This is a genomic window from Candidatus Magnetaquicoccus inordinatus (assembly GCF_004217665.1).
GTDB lineage: Bacteria > Pseudomonadota > Magnetococcia > Magnetococcales > Magnetaquicoccaceae > Magnetaquicoccus > Magnetaquicoccus inordinatus.
The window spans coordinates 9,181-26,553 of sequence record NZ_RXIU01000018.1 but is presented as its reverse complement, the minus strand read 5'-3'; the positions used below and the strand labels follow the sequence as shown (position 1 = coordinate 26,553).

Here is a 17,373-nt window from a genome sequence, read left to right as displayed (position 1 = left end):
CCCCCCCTGAAATGCTGAACCGCCTTCGTTGCCCAGGCGAGCGATTCCCAACCAGTGGGAAACATAGAGAGAACGAAGTCCCAGTTTTCATCCGTCAGTGCGATTGGCTTAGTCATAGTGACCGAAGCATAGCACAGAATCTAGCTTACAGTAAATAGGTTAACACTTATGGGGCTTTGCCCTGCACCCACCAGGAGGAGATAATCTCCTCCTGGACCTCCATAATAGTTTTCTGATTTTCAAATGCGATTGCCCTGTTAAAGAGGATAGGGGCAGCCTGGTTGGCAAACAGGGATGGGGTGGGACTTTTTGCTGCAGAAAAAAGAAAACACCGGGAAGAGAGACTCTTCCCGGTGCGGATGTGGCCAGAACAGCTTTACAGGTTATAGCCCCGTTCGTCGTGCAGGGAGAGGTCGAGTCCGACGGTTTCCTGTTCCAGATCCACACGCAAGCTGGTGAACAAGCCAACGATTTTCAGCAGGATGAAGGTGACGATAGCGCAGTAGACCACGGTTGCACCTACACCGATCAACTGAGCCGACATCTGATCGGCGAGCGTTTCGATCCCTTTGGCAAAGCCAGAACCACCCAAGGAAGCGGCTGAGAAAGGTGCAGTCAGGATGGCGCCGATGATGCCGCCGACACCATGTACACCAAAGGCATCCAGGGAGTCATCATAGCCCATTTTTCGTTTCAGGGCAGTGGCGCCCCAGAAGCAGCCGATACCAGCGGCCAAACCAATGGCCAGGGCACCGGTTGGACCAACGGTGCCGGAGGCAGGAGTGATGGCCACCAGGCCGGCGACCGCACCGGTTACGATACCGAGGGCGCTGGCTTTACCATGGGTTGCCCATTCGACGATCATCCAGGCGAGAGCTGCGGTAGCAGTAGCAATCTGGGTAACGGCCATGGCCATGCCAGCGATTCCATCGGCGGCGGTGGCGCTACCGGCGTTAAATCCAAACCAACCGACCCACAGCATGCCCGCACCGATGACGGTGAAGGGGAGATTGTGTGGGGGCATGTGGGTAGTGGGATAGCCTTTGCGTTTGCCGAGCACCAGGGCGGTAACCAGACCGGCAATACCGGCATTGATATGAACCACTGTACCTCCGGCAAAGTCCAAGACACCCAAGCCACTCAACCAACCACCGCCCCAGACCCAGTGACAGACCGGAACATAGACAAAGGTAAACCACAGGCCCATAAAAATCAGCATGGCGGAAAACTTCATCCGTTCGGCAAAGGCACCGATAATCAAGGCCGGGGTGATGATGGCAAAGGTCATCTGGAAGACCAGGTAGACTGTTTCCGGGATGGTATTGTTGAGGCTGTTGACATCAATACCCAATAAAAAGAGCTTCTGAGCGCTGCCGATGAAGGCATTCAAGCCGCCGCCATCGCCAAAGGCATAGCTGTAGCCATAGATAGTCCAGAGGACAGTGACCAGGGCGGTGATGGCAAAACACTGCATCAAGACGGAAAGGACATTTTTTGCCCGAACCATGCCACCATAGAAGAGCGACAGGCCAGGAATGGTCATAAACAACACCAAGGCGGTAGAGGTGAGCATCCAGGCAGTATTCCCATTATTGAGTACCGGAGCTGGTTCATCTGCGGCCAAGGCCAGACTTGGCAAGAGTAGGGCAGCAGTTATACTGGTGAGGCTTTTCCAGTGGTTCGATGTCAGTTTCATCGATAATCTCCTATAAATTTTTATTCCGATTACGGGTAATCTACAGAGCGGTTGGTCCGGTTTCGCCGGTACGGATGCGCACGGCTTGTTCCACATCCAGAACAAAGATTTTTCCATCGCCGATGCGGCCTGTGCCGGCGGATACCCGGATGGCATCAATCACACTGGCAACGCGATCGGAATCCACCGCAATTTCCACTTTTAATTTGGGCAGGAAGTCTACCTGATACTCTGCGCCCCGGTAGAGTTCGGTATGTCCTTTTTGTCGTCCGAAGCCACGCACCTCCGAGACGGTCAGCCCGCTGATACCCAGATCCATCAGGGCCTCTCGGACATCATCCAATTTGAAGGGTTTAATAATGGCGATAATCCATTTCATTCCTGTCTCTCCTCGGTTGGTAACGTGATCTGCAAAAGATTGCTTGGCGAAATAGTGTGTAGGCCAGGTGAGTCCCTGGAGACCTTTGCTGTCTTCATTATCGCAGCATCTATACCAATTGTTAACTTATCGAAAATGTTGTATTTTTATGACATTGCTTCCTGGTCTTTGCAACAATACCGGGCGTGGATGATTAATTTTTGTGCAGGATGCGTGACCGTGATGCAGAAGATGGTCAGAAATTAATCTATTCATTAGTGAGAAAAGCAATAAATTTCTTTTTGAAAACGCGAAGAAATCGGGTAAATTGATCCACTGAGCAGGGGAGAATTTTCAGGCACATTTTTTCTGTTACACACATCTTCCGCCAATATTCAGAACCACGAAAGCGAATTTGTCGTATGATGAACGGTACTCGTACAGCAACATGTTGGAATTGCGGTGAAACTTTAGCGCTTGATCATTTTGGTCGCCATGATGATTGTCCAAAATGTCATCTGGACACGCGGGTTTGCAAAAATTGTTTTATGTTTGATCCACTTTGCTACAACTCCTGTAAAGAGATTCAAGCAGAAAGGGTTGTTGAAAAGGAAGAGGCCAATTTTTGTGATTTTTTCAAGGCTGTGGCTCCTTCTTCGCAACCCAGGCCGCGCAAACCAAATGCAGACGCCAGCCGTCAGGCAGCCGAGGCTTTATTCAAGTCGAAATAGCGGTCGCCTGCGAACAGCTTCAGGTCGTGGATGCGCTTTGGTTAAGATAGCAAGCAAAAGCCAATTTTTTTCAGGAGATGTATCCTATGAATGCAATATCCCGTGGGCACTCTTGGCGATTTTTGTTTGCTTTTCTTTTACCTACATTGCTGATCATTCCCTCGATCATAGTGGCGATAAGCCACTATGCAGACGAGGTTGCGGGTTTGCGGCGTGAGTTGCAAGGCATTGAGGATGTGCGCCGTTTGAATGAGGTTATCGATATTTTACAACAAATTCGTGGCTTAAACCAAATCTGGCTATGGCGTGGCGACAGCGATATAGCGCTCAAACTGCAGCAGCTCCACCACTCTGTGCAGGGGCGGCTGGCTGTGTTACGTCAGGAGCTGCAGGATGATCCTTTCCAAGTCAGTGCCGAAGTAGTTCATCTGCAAGAGTGGTCAGACGCCCTCATTCATCCGCCAGGCGAGGGACAAGTTGCCCACATTGTCTTTGAAAAGCACAGCTATTTGATCCAACGGGTTGTCGATCTGCGCCGCACCATCATGATTCGTTCGCGTTTGGCCCTGGATGCGGATCTGAAAACGACTTTGTTGAATACTCTGGTCGCCTCTGAATTGCCTGATATGGAGGAGTCTATAGGGCGTGCCAGAGGGATCGGCAGTGCACTGCTTAGCCAGAGCACTCCCAATGTTGAGCAGCGCAACCAATTTGATGGCCGATTGGGGAGTGTGCGCAGCCATTGGGAGCGGGTTCGTCGCAATCAATATTTAATTCGTGAACATTTGCCGGATGCCCAGCAAAGCATCAGTTGTGTGCAAGAGCAGATTCATCCCCAGGTGCAATCCTTTTTGGATGTCAGCGTGGCGATTCTGGGCGAACAGACAAAGAGGGTAGAGCCCTCTCACTATTTTTCTTTGGCCAGTGGTTTGCTGCAGATTTCCAGAGGCTGTGCCGAGCAAATTCGTGCCGAATTGGTTGAGCAATTGCAAAAGCGGATCAGCAACGTAAAACAAAATATTGTTCTAATTGGTGTGTGTGGTGGTCTGCTCTGGTTGTTGGTGACATTTATCGTTTTTGTCATCTATCGCGCCAACAACAGAGCCTTTGCTCAGATACAGGCCAGTGAACGGAAAAATCAGGCGATTTTGGAGGCGGCGGTCGATGGGATTGTGACTATTGATTCCAAAGGGATAATTCATGCTGCCAACGCCGCTGTCGAGAATCTTTTTGGCTATCCCATCAAGGAGTTGTTGGGTCAGAACGTCTCCATTCTTATCCCGGAACCCCATCGTAGTGCCCATGATCGTTATCTCCAGGAGTATCTGAAGAGTGGTATCCGCCATATTATCGGTTATACACGAGAGGTGGTTGGTATCTGCAAGGATGGTGGACGCTTTCCCATGGAGTTGGCTGTGGGGGAGTTCACTGTGGGGGGAGAGAGCTATTTTACCGGCATCATGCACGATATTACCGAGCGCAAAAAGGCAAAGGAGGCTTTGCAAGAGGCTTATAATGAGCTGGAACGGCGGGTGTTGGAGCGCACCCAGGAGTTGCAAGAGGCCAACGTGCAGCTTTTATCCAGTCTGGAGGCGCAAAAAAGAGCAGAAAGTGGTTTGCGATTGGCGGCAAAGGTTTTTGAACATGCCAGTGAAGCCATTGTGATTACTGCTGTGGATGGCTCTATTGTCGATATCAATCAAGCCTATTCCCATATTACCGGTTTCAGTCGTGAGGATGTGATTGGTGCCAATCCACGAATCGGTAAATCGGGACGGCACGAGCCGGATTTTTATCGGCAGATGTGGGAGGCAATCCTGAACTATGGACAATGGGCCGGTGAGGTGTGGGATCGGCGTAAAAATGGGGAGATTTATCCCAAATGGTTGAGTATCAATGCCGTCAAGGATGCAGATGGGGTAATTACGCATTTTGTTGGTATTTTTTCCGATATCAGTCATGTCAAAACCACGGAAGAGCGTTTGGAGCAGTTGGCATTTTATGATCCATTGACCCGTTTGCCCAACCGCATGTTGTTCAAGGATCGGGCCAAAAAGGCGATTGCCTGGAGCGAACGGCATGGCGCGAAGGGCGCGGTCTGCTTTATTGATTTGGACCGTTTCAAATATGTCAACGATACGTTGGGTCATGCTGCCGGTGATAAATTGTTGGTAGAGGTGGCACGCCGTTTGTTGGCCTGTGTGCGGGTCTCCGATACAGTTGCTCGTTTGGGGGGCGATGAGTTTACTGTCATTCTGACCGATCTGGAGCGGGGCGAGCAGGCTGCAGTGGTTGCGGATAAGATTATCGCCTCGGTATCACAACCGGTTGATCTGGATGGTCATCAAGCCAACATTGGTGCCAGTATCGGTATTGCCATTTTTCCAGATGATGGCAATACCTATGATCTGATTACCCAATATGCCGATTTGGCAATGTATCACGCCAAAGAGGCGGGACGGGGGACCAGTCGCTTTTTTGAGCTCTCCATGAATGCCAAATCGACCAAACGGGCAACCCTGGAGAGCAGTTTACGTCGCGCCCTCAAAAACAAGGAGTTTTTATTACACTATCAGCCAAAAGTAGAGCTGCGCTCTGGCAGAGTTATTGGCATGGAAGCGTTGGTACGTTGGCAACAGCCCGATGGCACCATGGTCTCTCCGCTGGATTTTATTCCCCTGGCCGAAGAGACCGGATTGATTGTGCCATTAGGTCAGGAAATTTTGCAGATGGCCTGCCAATATAATAAAAAGTTGTTGGATCAGGGACTGCCACCTGTCAAAGTGGCGGTCAATCTTTCAGGACGGCAATTTCAGGATCGGGAGCTGCATACCTCTATTCAATCGATTTTGCTCAAGACCGGTTTGGCCCCAGAATGGTTGGAGTTGGAGGTCACCGAAAGCATGATGATGAAGGATGAACGACAAGCCATTGTGACGCTGCAGCAGTTGCGTGAAATTGGTTTGAGTATCGCCATGGATGATTTTGGTACAGGTTACTCCTCACTGAGCTATCTCAAACGCTTTCCCATCAGCAGTCTGAAAATTGATCAATCCTTTGTGCGCGATTTGGTGGAAGATTCCGATGATGCAGCCATTGTCGCGGCCATTGTTTCCATGGCAAAAAGTATGCGTTTGCGTGTAGTTGCAGAAGGAGTGGAAAATCGTCATCAGAAGGAGTTTTTGCAACGCCTGGATTGCGATGAAATACAAGGCTATTGGTTGAGCAGGCCGTTGATTGGTGACTCTTTTGCGCAATTTCTTCACGAGTGGCAACCTGATCGATTGGGATCGGCATGAATGAGGGGGGCGTAGTCTCAGCCAATGGGGGAGTGGGATGAACAAGGCTGTTTGCAAAAGAGTGGCTAGCATTTACCTGGGGCTATTGCTGTTATGCCTTTTCTCTGTGTGCACAGTCATGGCCGCCACTCCCAGCGAGATGAACACCATTATCAACCTGGCTGGCAAGCAGCGCATGCTGACGCAAAAGATGGGCAAGGAGATGTTATGGGTGCTGTTGGGGGTACGGGCAGCGGAAAATCGGTATAATCTGGAAGGAACTGCCATTCTTTTTGAACGTACCCTGAAAGGTTTACGGTTTGGTGATACGGGGTTGTCTTTGCTGCGCGTGGATCATCCTGATCTGAACGCCCAGTTAAAAACTGTGAGCGATTTGTGGGGCTTTTTCCAAAGACATGTGCATACGGTATTGACCGGTAAAATGGGTGAAGAGCAGTTGGCGCGTATGGCCGAGGAGAATCTGCTTCTGCTGGATAATATGAATAAAGCTGTAGAAATGTATGTTGCTTTGGCAGGTGGAAATAATACTGATTCCTTTCATTCCCGCATGTATACGGTGATTAATTTGGCGGGCAGGCAGCGCATGCTCAGTCAGAAAATGACCAAAGAGTGGTTGTTGATTGGCATGGGGGTCGATCCCTCTGCTAACCGTGTGCGCTTGCAGCAATCGATGGAGCTGTTTGAACGCAGTCTGGATGGTTTGCTGGATGGCAATCCTGGTCTTAAATTGTTTCCCACAGGTGAACCGGCCATTCGCAGCCAATTGGGGAGCATTCGCAATTTATGGCAGAGCTATCGTCCCTTGTTGCAACCGTTGCACATCGACAAAAGAGATCCTGCTTTGTTCTCTGCACTGGAGAAGGTGGCTCAAATGAATCTGCATTTGTTGGGCGAGGTCAATATCGCTGTCAAAATGTATGAATCTTTGGCGAATAATAGCGCACGTGCCGTACAGGATGCCGAGGGGCGCTAATCGGGTTCAGCAAAGCCATTTTGCCCGCAGCAGCGATGCCATTGTGCACTTTTGCACCAGTATCCTGGGAGAGAGAGCCCCTGAGTTTGTAGCGCAGTGCCTCAAATTGCAGTTATTCACTGTTGCACCAGTATCCTGCAGTATCCTGAGAGAGTGTCTCTATTCATAACGCAGTGCCTCAATGGGATCGACACGGGCGGCCCGCCAGGCAGGATAAAGGGTAGCCAAAAGGGTGATGGCCAGACTGACACTGGTAATCCACACCACATCTGAAACCACGACTTTTGCTGGCAGGTGATCAATATAATAGACATCACCAGAGAGAATCTGGATAGCAAAGAGATGTTCAATAAACTGCAAAGCCGGTTCCAGGTTAAAGGCCAAGGATAGGCCCAGCAGCAGACCAGCAAAGGTGCCAATGACACCAACGATTCCGCCATTGATGACAAAGATGGTCATCACTCCGCGAGCGGTCGCCCCCATGGTTTTGAGAATGGCGATCTCCTGGGATTTTTCCATGACCGACATGATCAGGCTGGAGACAATATTAAAAGCGGCTACGACCACAACCAGAAACAGGATCACAAACATGGTTGCTTTTTCCAGCTTCAAGGCGCGGAAAAAGTTGTGGTTCATCTCCATCCAGTTTTGGATCCAAAAGCCACTGGCGGCATTTTCCAGATGGGCCAAGCGCTGTTCGAGAATTTTGTGCATGGAGAGGGCGGAATCGGGATCGGGGGTTTTGATTTCGATACCGGTTACCGTTTCATTCATGCGCAAGAGGGATTGCGCATCCTGCAGATGGATATAGGCGAGAGAGGTATCATAGTCATACATCCCGGAATGGAACATCCCCACCACCGTAAAGCGTTTCATGCGTGGCATGGTTCCCATGGCTGTGACATTGGCGGTTGCCACCATCACCGTTACCGGATCTCCCAATGCCACCCCTAAATTGGTGGCAAGATTTTTGCCCAGAATAATACCAAATCCCGGCAATTGTTCCAATTTGCCACGGGTCATATTTTTTTCCAGATCCGAGACCTCTTTTTCCCGCTGATGATCGATGCCGCGCAAGGAGATTCCCAAAGCGCGTCCGCGCGATTGAATCATCGCCTGACCAGAAATAAAGGGAGCCGATCCTGCCACACCGGGTGTTTTACTGACTATATCAAGAATAGTGGGATAATATTTGACCTCACCGGCATAGGAGCGGATGGTGATATGGCTGGTGACTCCCAGGATTTGTTGCTGCAGGGTTTCACGAAAACCGGTCATCACCGCAAGGACCACAATGAGTGCGGCGACGCCCAAAGCAATGCCACCCATAGAGAGAAAGGTGATCACACTGATAAAGTGTTGGGTGCGTTTGGCGCGCAGATAGCGCAAGCCAATAAGCCATTCATAACGATTGCTGAGCATAACCGACTCACTTCTCCCCCATTCAGGGGTTCTGCAGAGGGGCGATAAAAAAGAGTTGCGAGTCCGGTTGTTTCATGACACCGGCACGGTATTCAATATTTTCTCCGAAACCGGCAAACAGATCGACTCTTCCGGCACCACGAATTGCCCCACCCGTATCCTGATTGACGATCCAACGGGCATCGGGACGCCAACCGGTCACCGTTTTACCATCGGCAGCCAACAGGGGGATAGTGGTTTCCAAAATACCCGGTGCACCTTTGGGAAACAGGCGGTGATCCGTGGCAATGGAGCGTTCTGCAGTCAGTGGGACGTTGATATTGCCTACAGCATCTCCCTGCAGCTCCTGAAAGAACACATAGGAGGGATTGGCAAAGAAGAGTCTTTGTTGATCCTCGGGATGATCCAGCAGCCACTGCCGTAGGCGCGGCATGGTCATCTCCTCTTTGGCTATTTTTCCTTCGTCGATCAAGATTCGGCCAATGGCCACATAGGAACGGCCATTGCTGCCGGCATAACCAATGCGCATCATTTGTCCGTTATCGAGTTGCACTCTTCCAGAACCTTGAATATGCAAGAAGAAGGCATCGATGGCGCTGTCTACCCAGACCAGTTCCAACCCCTTGTTGGCCAATTTTCCTGGCAGACGTGGGGAAAAGAGAAAACCATCAATCTGACTGCGCTCATAATAGGGGAGGATTTTACCCTTTTCGCGACGGTAAATTTTGCGGTGTCCACTGCCGCTGCCATCTTCCTGCAGATCAGCAGGATGGCGATAAATGGGATAAAAATAGCGTTTGGAACGTTGCAAAGAGCCTTGCAGAAGAGGTTCATAATAAGCGGTAACCAGAACATCGCCTTCACTGTTGCCGACCGCACGATATAAACGGTAACGCTCCTGCAAAAGTCGTTTGAGTCGTTCCATATCGCCACTGCGGGCAACTGTGGCCAGTTCAGAGCAGGTTTTGCCTAAAGTGGCTGCTGTGATCTCTGTTGTGGCAAAATGAAAGATCTGTTTGGCTGGCAAGCGGCGGTAATAAATGGCGCTTTGTTCCAGCGCGGCAGCCCAGGTGTGCAGAGCGCGATCCTGAAAGAGGCCATCAGGAAGCTCCGACCAGGGAACGATTTCCAGGCTGGTGGTAGCGGTAGGCTCACCTATGCGCAGACGTTTTTCGCGCTTTTTCTTTTCGACAACCAGCTCTTTATCGGGAACAGTCTGACATCCGGCCAACAGTGCCAGCAGGCCAAAAAGCAGCAAGCCAGTGAGCAGCAGTTGCTTATAGCGGAGAATCGTGGAGAGAAGGCGCACTGCAGGCAGAGCATTTCTATCAGCAGGGTGGGGGAGATCCCCCCACCCTTGTTGAATCAAGGCATCAGATGACACTTTTGGCAACCTCACCCGGCTGTTGAATAGCCGACAGATACCATGCTGGTTCCCGGCTGCCGATGGGGCGGGTAAAGGTCCAAAACTCCTCGACCTGCGAGCTGACAGAGGGGTCACCCTCCAGGATTTTGCCCTGAATGTCTGTGGTATAATCGACCATATCGACCAGAAAATGGACGGTAATCCAGTCATCTCCAGCCTCTTGCCAAGCCTCGGTGATCTCCACGGTTTGGAAGCGAATTTTTTCGATAATATCCCGTTTGCCTTCCGCTTTGCGCTTCATGGCCTGGGTTTCTATCAATGTCCACATCCGATCGGTCAACAATGGCCGCAGACGCTCTACACTCCAGTCGCTCCAGGCACTTTGGATGTGCTGAAAGGCCATTTTGGCCCCTTCCAGAAAACGATTCTGGTCAAAACTGCCATCCATGCTGGCAATGACTGCCAAGCCCTGCGCTACCTCATCGTTGCCGTAGAGGGGCGGAAAGGAGTTGCTGGAACTATCCATGCCACCGCTGCCCACAAACATGGGTTCGTTCATTCCTTGTCGGGCAGCATAAGGTGCGGTTGCCAACGCTTCCTGCTCTTTTTTCTGCCGATACCAGCGCACGGCAAACCAGATCAAGCCGCCAATCAACAAAATTTCCAACAAACCGATGCCACCGCCACCGCTGCTGCCCGCCATGGCACCGCTGTTGACCGCATGACCGGCAGCTCCCACCGCTCCTTCGCTGACTCCAGTTGCTGGTGGAGTGGCGCTATGCCCGCCAAAAAGTGCAGAACCGATCAAACCGCCCAGAGCAAAACCGGCAATCCCGCTCATCAAACTGGAGCCAAAACCAGCGGATGCCGGAGCAGGCATGGCCGGTGGTGGCATGGCTGGCGGAGCATGGGGTGCGCTGGGTGCTGTGGCTGCAGGTGTCGCTGCTGTTGCAGGTTTGCCAGGGACCGCAGTTGCTGCGCTGGGTGCTGAGGTGGCCGGTTTGGGAGCCCCTGCTGTGCCTGGAGCAGGCATGGCCTGGGGTGTGCTCTGCCGCATGGGTGAGCTGGTTACGGGCGCAGGCGGTGCCGTATGGGGAGTAGAAAAACTGCGGGTACCCCGGCTGCCAACCGAATCACCACCACCGACTCGTTTTGCTTCGGCAGAATCAGGCCACAAGGTTACTGTTGCCATTGTGGCGGCTAGGAGAAAAGCGGAAAAGGAGAGCAAACGCATCCTGTTCATGATGACACCCTTTTTAACTGATTGTTACGTACAATACGCTTCATAGAGTATTTCCGCCAAGTGGCGCACTACAATATTGCATCTTTGTTCTTCCAGACCGGCTGCAAGATGCATTAAACAGCCTGGGTTTTCTCCTGTCAGCAGGGCAACGCCACTGGACTGGATTGCCTGCAACTTGAAAGCGCGGATAGAGTGGCTGCGTTGCGGATGGCGCAGTTGATACTCTCCGGCGGCACCGCAACAACCATCGGCACTTGTTGACTGCATCTGCCGCACCTCCAACAGTTGCTCGCTCAGAGGGCGAAGCAAGGTTCTAGGTTCCATTATAATGCCCAATCCTTGCCGTGCTTGGCAATGGTCATGATAGGCCAAGGAGGCAAATGGCAATTTTTTGCTTATGTGTGGAGCAGGTTTGTTTGCCAGAAACTGACTTAAGGTATAGACCTGCTCTGTCCATTGTCGAGCCTTGTCACCATAGATAGGATCTCCACTGAACAGGCGCAAGGTGCTGCGCAGGGCTACCGCACAAATAGAGCTGTCGCATACCACTGCCTGCCAAGGTCCAGTGGCATCGAGCAGATCGAGAGTGCGTTGTGCTTGACGGCGCTGGCGCAGACGGTCGCCGGATTCCCGATAGGGGGCGCCACAACAACCAAATTGATCCAGGAGTACTCCCTGAAATCCCCATTTGTGCAACACATGGCAGGCAGCCGTGGCGACGGAGGGAAAAAAGAGTCGGTTCATACAACCGGCCAGGAGCGCAATGCGCGGTTGTTGACTGTCAGGAGCTGGCTGCGGAGCGGGGGGCAGAGCATATCCAGGGCGAGCTGCTGGTAACAAGGATTCCAGTTGCGCCAAGCTCGGCAGCCAGCGCAGGAGTTTGCTGCGCCGTATCCCTTTTTGCAGGCCAGAGTGTTGATACCATTGCAACAAGCGCGCAAAAGCGGCTGTGGCTTGTGGGCGGTCGGTAATGGTATGCAGCAGACGGCTGATTATTGTGGGTGGCAGAGGGGCTTTGACGCGCAGTTGCAAAGCCAGTTTTCCCGGTCGCACATCTGCCGGACAGGCTGCATGGCAGGCTTGACAGAGCAGGCAATGGTCGAGAACCTGAGTGGCCTCTTCTGGGGAAAGTCTGCCTGAACGCAGGGCAAGAATCACCGATACCCGACCGCGTGGCGAGTGCAGTTCATTATTTTCCACGCGATAGGTTGGACAGACCGGTAGGCAGTAACCGCACTGCGTACATTTTTCAGCGTTGGAAAAGGGAGAAGAGGTCGATTGTCCTCGCGGGTGTTCCACTGTTCTAGCCATCCTGGGCAGCAAAGCAATTGGTTTCAGGTTGCAGAGTAAACGCACTCTGCAACCTGAGGGTGTGCTGGTGTGACCGTATCACCTGTTTATTGGGGTTTAAAATGGAGTTCCAGTTCCCGACATTCTGGGCATCCACTGGGAGCCTGGTCAACCATGGCGGTTTTCTGGATGGCACGGATGACCGAACGGTCAAAGACATTATTTCCAGAAGAGCGGGTAATCCGTGGGTTCATCAATGTGCCATCGGGGGCAACCTCGACAGAGACAGTCATGACCAGATTGCTTTCATTGGGTAAGCCTGCTGGTTTGCTCCAATTCTCATAAATCTTGCTATGAATCTTGCGCTGCCACATATTGATAGCCAAGTTTGATGCCCGTGGTTCATTTGCTTCAGCAGAGCTGTGCTGTGCTCCTCGGGAGGCAGGAGGTTGCTCGGCGCGGGCCACAGTTTCGCTTTTGGCAGCCTTCTGTGCCTGGGACGGTGGCTGCAGCTTGTTAATCGCATCGGAAAGCGATGAAAAATCAGGCGTATCCGATTTGTTCTTCACCGGCTCCGTCGCTTTTTTATCATCCACCTTGGCGCTTGCTTTGCTATCCGCTTTTGCTTCCGGTTTGCTATCCGCTTTTGCCAATGGCTTGGTTTCCGGCTTGGTTTCCGGTTTAGGCGCAGGTTTGGCTTCCGGTTTGGGCGCAGGCTTTACCTCCGGTTTGGGCTCAGGCTTGGGTTCCGGTTTTGGCGTTGGCTTAGGCTCAGGTTTAGGCTCCGGTTTCGGTGCTGGCTTGGGCTCAGGCTTGGGCTCAGGCTTCGGCTCTGGTTTGGGCTCAGGTTTGGGCAGCGGCTTGGGCTCAGGCTTGGGCTCGGGTTTAATTTCTGGCTTGGGCAGCGGTTTGGGCTCAGGCTTCGGCTCTGGCTTAGGCTCTGGTTTGGGTTCCGGTGGCTTGGGTAGCGGCTTGGGCTCAGGCTTAGGTTCCGGTTTGGGCACAGGTTTGGGTTCCGGCTTAGGCTCAGGCTTAGGCTCTGGTTTAGGCTCTGGTTTATGAATCGGTTTTGGCTCTGGCAGCGGTTCCAATAGCGATTTTACCGGCGGCGGGGGCGGCGGCGGTGGTGGCATAATGGGTTTTACCGGTTCAATTGGCGGAGCAATTTTTACCGGTTCCACAATGGGTGGTGGCTCTTCTGACGGCTCCGCTTGCGGTGGCAGGTTCTCCTGCACCGGTTCCGGGCTCGAAGGGGGCTTGGGTAGATTGCTCGGCGGCAGTTGCACCAGGCTGACCATGACTGGCGGCGTCATCTCCTTTTCTGGTTTGGAAAAGGGAGCAAACAACGCCATTGCCAACATCAGCAAATGGATTGCTATTGAGCCAAGCAGAGATTGATGTTTGAGTTGCATAACCTTATTGCGCAGGCGGCTCGGTAACCAAGCCGACTTTGTCCACTCCGGCCTGTTGCAGTTGCGACATGACAATCATCACTGCCCCATAGGGGGTTTTGCGATCACCCCGGACAAAAATGGGCAGATCAGGATTCCCTTTGCGAATTTCAGAAACCTTCTCAATCAGTTGCGTGCTGGTTTGCGGATTTTTTTCAATATAGGTGGTACCATCCTGGGCCACTGTAATCACCAACGGTTCCCGTTTCGACTGCAAGGGAGAGGCATTGGTAGTGGGCAGATTGACATCCACACCTTGAGTCAATAATGGCGCAGTCACCATAAAGATGACCAGCAACACCAACATGATGTCCACCATCGGGGTGACGTTGATGTCACTCATGGCCCCATGTTCGGAGCCTTGACTGTTAAAATTGACCCCCATGCTCATGAGGATTTACCTCCTGCCCGGCGTGCGCTCTGCCGCTCCAGAATATTGAGAAATTCGGCGCCAAAGTTATCCATTTTTTGGTGGAAGCGGCGCAAGTTGGTGGCATATTTGTTGTAGGCGATTACCGCCGGAATGGCGGCTACCAGACCCATGGCGGTGGCAATCAACGCTTCGGCAATACCCGGAGCAACCATGGTCAAGGTGGTGTTTTTCGCCCCTGCCAGACCCAGAAAGGAGTTCATGATTCCCCAAACGGTACCAAACAGACCGATAAAGGGGGATGTGGAACCGGTGGTTGCCAAAAAGGTCAAGCCACGTCCCAGATTATCCATTTCCCGATTCAGGGCCACGGTCATGGCACGGCGGATATTGGGCAGCAGATCACCAGTTTCTGAAGGGACTGGCGCCCCATCCTCGCCTTCCCATCGTTTCCACTCACGAAATCCGGTGGTAAAAACATTGACCAACGGGCTGTCTGGCCATTCGCGGGCTGCGGTCTGATAGAGTTTGGCAATACTGCCACCACTCCAAAAACGCTCTTCAAAAGCAGATGCTTCGCGGGTGACCCGCCGAAACAGCATCCATTTTTCAATAATGATTTTCCATGACCAAATGGAAGCAGCCAGCAGGCTCAACATGACCAGTTTGACCACCGGGCCAGCCTGGGCGACCAGTTCCAAGGGATTGTGTGATCCAAGAGTTTCGTTCATGACCAGACCATTGAAAAAATGTTAACCCCAAACAATCAGGGTGAGAAACGGTTTCTTACTGCAGTTGCTGCAGGAGTTCGGCTGGCAGGCGGATTGGTTTGAATTGACTGCTGAGAGCCGCAATGCGTACTTTGGCATCGATCAATTGCCTTTGCTCCTCATCCCGTACAATATTCTGCTGCACTGTCAGGCTGGCCTGTTTGCACTCCTGCAAGGTAACCGTGACCGTCAAACGATCATCCAGGCGAGCCGGTGCCAGAAATCGAACCTCCATCCAGGTTACAGCAAAAAGTGTGCCTAATTCACGATAAAGCCGATGCTGTTCAAAGCCAAAGTGGCGTAACCATTCGGTTCTTGCCTGTTCCATATAGTTCAGATAGTGGCTGTGATAGACCACACCAGCGGCATCGGTCGCATCATAATAGACCCGAATGGGCCAAAAGAAAGTTTTTTTCGTCACGTTAATGTCAATTCTCGACTGAGGGTGCCAAAAAACAGTTACAATAATGTCTCCTGTGGGCTGGGCCAACTGGCTTCTCGTTGCAAATGGCGGTAGGCCAAATGGGTTGCGCGTCGTCCGCGAGGGGTGCGATCAATAAAGCCTTCTTGCAACAGAAAGGGTTCGATCACATCTTCGATGGTGTCGCGTGTTTCGCTGATGGCAGCGGCCAGGGTGTCGAGTCCAACCGGTCCACCGGCAAATTTGTCGATGATGGTGCGCAAAAAAAGACGATCCATATTATCCAAACCGCGATGATCCACTTCCAACAGTTCCAGGGCATTGCCTGCCACCGTGTGATCGATGAGCGGTTGCTGCAGCACTTCGGCAAAATCGCGGACCCGTTTTAATAAACGGTTGGCAATGCGTGGTGTACCACGGGCGCGGTGGGCAATCTCCTCTGCGCCCGAGGGAGCCAGATCCATGCGCAGCAAACGGGCTGAACGGCGCAGGATGGTGGCCAGTTCGGCAGGTTGATAAAAGGACATGTGTCCCAGAATGCCAAAGCGATCGCGCAGAGGATTGGTCAGCATACCGATGCGTGTCGTGGCCCCGACCAGGGTAAAAGGAGGCAGATCAATTTTGATCGAACGGGCAGAGGGCCCCTCGCCAATCAAAATATCCAACTGATAATCCTCCATGGCTGGATAGAGGATCTCCTCAACCGAGGGGCTTAAGCGATGAATTTCATCGACAAAGAGGATGTCTCCTCGTTCCAGGTTGGTCAACAAGGCTGCCAGATCTCCAGCCTTTTCGATGACCGGTCCAGAGGTGCTGCGTAGTCCGACCCCCAACTCAAAAGCTATGATACGTGCCAGGGTGGTTTTGCCCAATCCTGGCGGCCCATGCAGCAACAGATGATCCATGGCATCACCGCGATTTTTTGCGGCCTGGAGAAAGACCATCAGATTGGCTTTCAGTTTACCTTGCCCGACAAAATCGGCCAACTGTTTGGGACGCAGAGCCGGATCGCTCAGTGGATCACCTGAGAGCTCTTCTGGGCTGAGCAGGCGTGCGGAAAAATCCTGGGCATTCATTCGCTCACCGGACGGGCAAGAAGTTTCAAGGATGCCCGCAAGCCGTCACTGAGTGTGGTGGAGGGTGTTTGTCGCAACAGTTGGCCCACCACTCGTTCCACCTCTTGACGTTTATAGCCCAGATTGATCAAAGCGGAGATTAACTCCATTTGCATCCTGTTTTCTGCAGCATCTGCACTCCCAGAGGTTGTCGTGGCGCTTGCACTGTCGGTTGCCGGGCTGGTTTGTGCAAACAGCAGTTGCGGTGGCAGGCGATCCTTCAGTTCGATGACCAGACGTTGTGCTGTTTTGCGTCCCACGCCCGGAATCAGACACAAGGTGTTGAGATCTTCGTTACGTATCGCCTGCACCAAAGTGTGACTGCTGAGAGCCGAAAGCGAGGAGATGGCCAAACGGGTGCCTATGCCGCTGACATTATTGAGCAAAAGAAATAGAGTTTTCTCTTCCTGGCTGGCAAAGCCATAGAGATGCAGGGCATCTTCGCGAACATAGGTGACAGTCAGCAATTGTACCGTGCTGCCCAGATCCGGCAATTTTTCATAGGTAGAGAGGGCAATAAAGAGGCGATAACCAACTCCCCCCACATCGAGAATGATCTGGTCAGCCTGTTTATCCACCAGGGTGCCACGCAGTTGGGCGATCATGTTTTCATACCGGTAGTGGAGGGGTGAGGGGGTATCGAGCGTGCGGGGGGCAGATGATTGATATGGCAGATGGCCACGCCCAAAGCATCGGCAGCATCCTGGGCGGCAGGCTTGGCCATGCCAAGAATAATGCGTACCATCTCCTGCATTTGCTGTTTTTCTGCTCTGCCGTAGCCAACCACCGCTTTTTTGATTTGCAACGCGGTATATTCGTGAATGGGCACGCCATATTGATTGGCAGCGGCGATGGCTACCCCACGGGC

The 17,373-nt window shown here is 52.3% G+C and carries 17 protein-coding genes; 4 read left to right on the top strand and 13 right to left on the bottom strand.

What is annotated here, in order from left to right:
- Positions 1-376: 376 nt before the first annotated feature.
- A complete protein-coding gene (locus tag EJP87_RS03145) occupies positions 377-1,696 on the bottom strand; it encodes an ammonium transporter (protein WP_130470413.1) in 1,320 nt (439 codons plus the stop codon).
- Between the two features lie 40 nt (positions 1,697-1,736).
- Positions 1,737-2,075, bottom strand: a complete 339-nt coding sequence (locus tag EJP87_RS03140; protein WP_130470412.1) for a P-II family nitrogen regulator — start codon at positions 2,073-2,075, stop codon at positions 1,737-1,739.
- Between the two features lie 401 nt (positions 2,076-2,476).
- On the opposite strand from EJP87_RS03140, the gene EJP87_RS03135 reads away from it, so the two are divergent.
- From EJP87_RS03135 to EJP87_RS03125, 3 genes are all read left to right on the top strand, one after another.
- Positions 2,477-2,785, top strand: a complete 309-nt coding sequence (locus tag EJP87_RS03135; protein ID WP_130470411.1) for a hypothetical protein — start codon at positions 2,477-2,479, stop codon at positions 2,783-2,785.
- A gap of 86 nt (positions 2,786-2,871) precedes the next feature.
- Positions 2,872-6,084 carry a sensor domain-containing protein gene (locus tag EJP87_RS03130; protein WP_193771102.1) on the top strand — a complete coding sequence of 1,071 codons (3,213 nt, stop codon included), beginning with the start codon at positions 2,872-2,874 and terminating at the stop codon, positions 6,082-6,084.
- A gap of 118 nt (positions 6,085-6,202) precedes the next feature.
- The gene (locus EJP87_RS03125; RefSeq protein WP_193771101.1) at positions 6,203-7,057 is read left to right on the top strand and encodes a type IV pili methyl-accepting chemotaxis transducer N-terminal domain-containing protein; all 855 of its coding nucleotides are present in this window, start codon (positions 6,203-6,205) and stop codon (positions 7,055-7,057) included.
- 159 nt (positions 7,058-7,216) lie between these two features.
- Here EJP87_RS03125 and EJP87_RS03120 read toward each other — a convergent pair whose 3' ends face one another.
- The 5 genes from EJP87_RS03120 to tolA all read right to left on the bottom strand — a co-directional run bounded on the left by EJP87_RS03120 (position 7,217) and on the right by tolA (position 13,382).
- Positions 7,217-8,479 carry a lipoprotein-releasing ABC transporter permease subunit gene (locus EJP87_RS03120; protein ID WP_130470408.1) on the bottom strand — a complete coding sequence of 421 codons (1,263 nt, stop codon included), beginning with the start codon at positions 8,477-8,479 and terminating at the stop codon, positions 7,217-7,219.
- A 22-nt stretch (positions 8,480-8,501) separates the two neighbouring features.
- The gene (gene mltA, locus EJP87_RS03115; protein WP_193771100.1) at positions 8,502-9,863 is read right to left on the bottom strand and encodes a murein transglycosylase A; all 1,362 of its coding nucleotides are present in this window, start codon (positions 9,861-9,863) and stop codon (positions 8,502-8,504) included.
- Positions 9,853-11,088, bottom strand: a complete 1,236-nt coding sequence (locus tag EJP87_RS03110) for a Tim44 domain-containing protein (RefSeq protein WP_130470406.1) — start codon at positions 11,086-11,088, stop codon at positions 9,853-9,855. The genes mltA and EJP87_RS03110 overlap by 11 nt, the downstream gene beginning before the upstream one ends.
- A 24-nt stretch (positions 11,089-11,112) precedes the next feature.
- Entirely contained in the window at positions 11,113-12,387 is a 1,275-nt protein-coding gene (locus EJP87_RS03105) for a (Fe-S)-binding protein (protein ID WP_193771099.1), read from the bottom strand.
- 98 nt (positions 12,388-12,485) lie between these two features.
- Complete coding sequence (gene tolA, locus EJP87_RS03100) at positions 12,486-13,382, bottom strand: cell envelope integrity protein TolA (protein WP_227657425.1); 897 nt, start codon at positions 13,380-13,382, stop codon at positions 12,486-12,488.
- A gap of 130 nt (positions 13,383-13,512) precedes the next feature.
- Here tolA and EJP87_RS18310 point away from each other — a divergent pair, with 130 nt between their 5' ends.
- Positions 13,513-13,776: a hypothetical protein gene (locus tag EJP87_RS18310; protein ID WP_130470403.1), complete on the top strand. Its 264-nt coding sequence runs from the start codon at positions 13,513-13,515 to the stop codon at positions 13,774-13,776.
- Between the two features lie 18 nt (positions 13,777-13,794).
- Here EJP87_RS18310 and tolR read toward each other — a convergent pair whose 3' ends face one another.
- The 6 genes from tolR to EJP87_RS03065 all read right to left on the bottom strand — a co-directional run.
- The gene (tolR, locus tag EJP87_RS03090; protein ID WP_227657424.1) at positions 13,795-14,220 is read right to left on the bottom strand and encodes a protein TolR; all 426 of its coding nucleotides are present in this window, start codon (positions 14,218-14,220) and stop codon (positions 13,795-13,797) included.
- Entirely contained in the window at positions 14,217-14,930 is a 714-nt protein-coding gene (gene tolQ, locus EJP87_RS03085; RefSeq protein WP_130470402.1) for a protein TolQ, read from the bottom strand. The genes tolR and tolQ overlap by 4 nt, the downstream gene beginning before the upstream one ends.
- A gap of 55 nt (positions 14,931-14,985) precedes the next feature.
- On the bottom strand, positions 14,986-15,390 hold the full coding sequence (ybgC, locus tag EJP87_RS03080) for a tol-pal system-associated acyl-CoA thioesterase (protein ID WP_227657423.1): 405 nt from the start codon (positions 15,388-15,390) through the stop codon (positions 14,986-14,988).
- A gap of 38 nt (positions 15,391-15,428) precedes the next feature.
- Positions 15,429-16,466, bottom strand: coding sequence for a Holliday junction branch migration DNA helicase RuvB (gene ruvB, locus EJP87_RS03075; protein WP_130470401.1), 1,038 nt, complete (start codon positions 16,464-16,466; stop codon positions 15,429-15,431).
- Complete coding sequence (gene ruvA / locus EJP87_RS03070; protein ID WP_130470400.1) at positions 16,463-17,110, bottom strand: Holliday junction branch migration protein RuvA; 648 nt, start codon at positions 17,108-17,110, stop codon at positions 16,463-16,465. The genes ruvB and ruvA overlap by 4 nt, the downstream gene beginning before the upstream one ends.
- Positions 17,107-17,373, bottom strand: a 267-nt coding sequence (locus EJP87_RS03065) for a crossover junction endodeoxyribonuclease RuvC (protein ID WP_193771097.1), incomplete at its 5' end; no start/stop codon positions are given. The genes ruvA and EJP87_RS03065, both read right to left, overlap by 4 nt.

What these genes read in the sequence shown, in the direction of transcription:
- EJP87_RS03145 (WP_130470413.1), bottom strand. Translation starts at nt 1,696, where the DNA reads ATGAAACTGACATCGAACCACTGGAAAAGCCTCACCAGTATAACTGCT.
- EJP87_RS03140 (WP_130470412.1), bottom strand. Translation starts at nt 2,075, where the DNA reads ATGAAATGGATTATCGCCATTATTAAACCCTTCAAATTGGATGATGTC.
- EJP87_RS03135 (WP_130470411.1), top strand. Translation starts at nt 2,477, where the DNA reads ATGATGAACGGTACTCGTACAGCAACATGTTGGAATTGCGGTGAAACT.
- EJP87_RS03130 (WP_193771102.1), top strand. Translation starts at nt 2,872, where the DNA reads ATGAATGCAATATCCCGTGGGCACTCTTGGCGATTTTTGTTTGCTTTT.
- EJP87_RS03125 (WP_193771101.1), top strand. Translation starts at nt 6,203, where the DNA reads ATGGCCGCCACTCCCAGCGAGATGAACACCATTATCAACCTGGCTGGC.
- EJP87_RS03120 (WP_130470408.1), bottom strand. Translation starts at nt 8,479, where the DNA reads ATGCTCAGCAATCGTTATGAATGGCTTATTGGCTTGCGCTATCTGCGC.
- EJP87_RS03110 (WP_130470406.1), bottom strand. Translation starts at nt 11,088, where the DNA reads ATGAACAGGATGCGTTTGCTCTCCTTTTCCGCTTTTCTCCTAGCCGCC.
- EJP87_RS18310 (WP_130470403.1), top strand. Translation starts at nt 13,513, where the DNA reads ATGGGTTTTACCGGTTCAATTGGCGGAGCAATTTTTACCGGTTCCACA.
- tolR (WP_227657424.1), bottom strand. Translation starts at nt 14,220, where the DNA reads ATGAGCATGGGGGTCAATTTTAACAGTCAAGGCTCCGAACATGGGGCC.
- tolQ (WP_130470402.1), bottom strand. Translation starts at nt 14,930, where the DNA reads ATGAACGAAACTCTTGGATCACACAATCCCTTGGAACTGGTCGCCCAG.
- ruvB (WP_130470401.1), bottom strand. Translation starts at nt 16,466, where the DNA reads ATGAATGCCCAGGATTTTTCCGCACGCCTGCTCAGCCCAGAAGAGCTC.
- ruvA (WP_130470400.1), bottom strand. Translation starts at nt 17,110, where the DNA reads ATGATCGCCCAACTGCGTGGCACCCTGGTGGATAAACAGGCTGACCAG.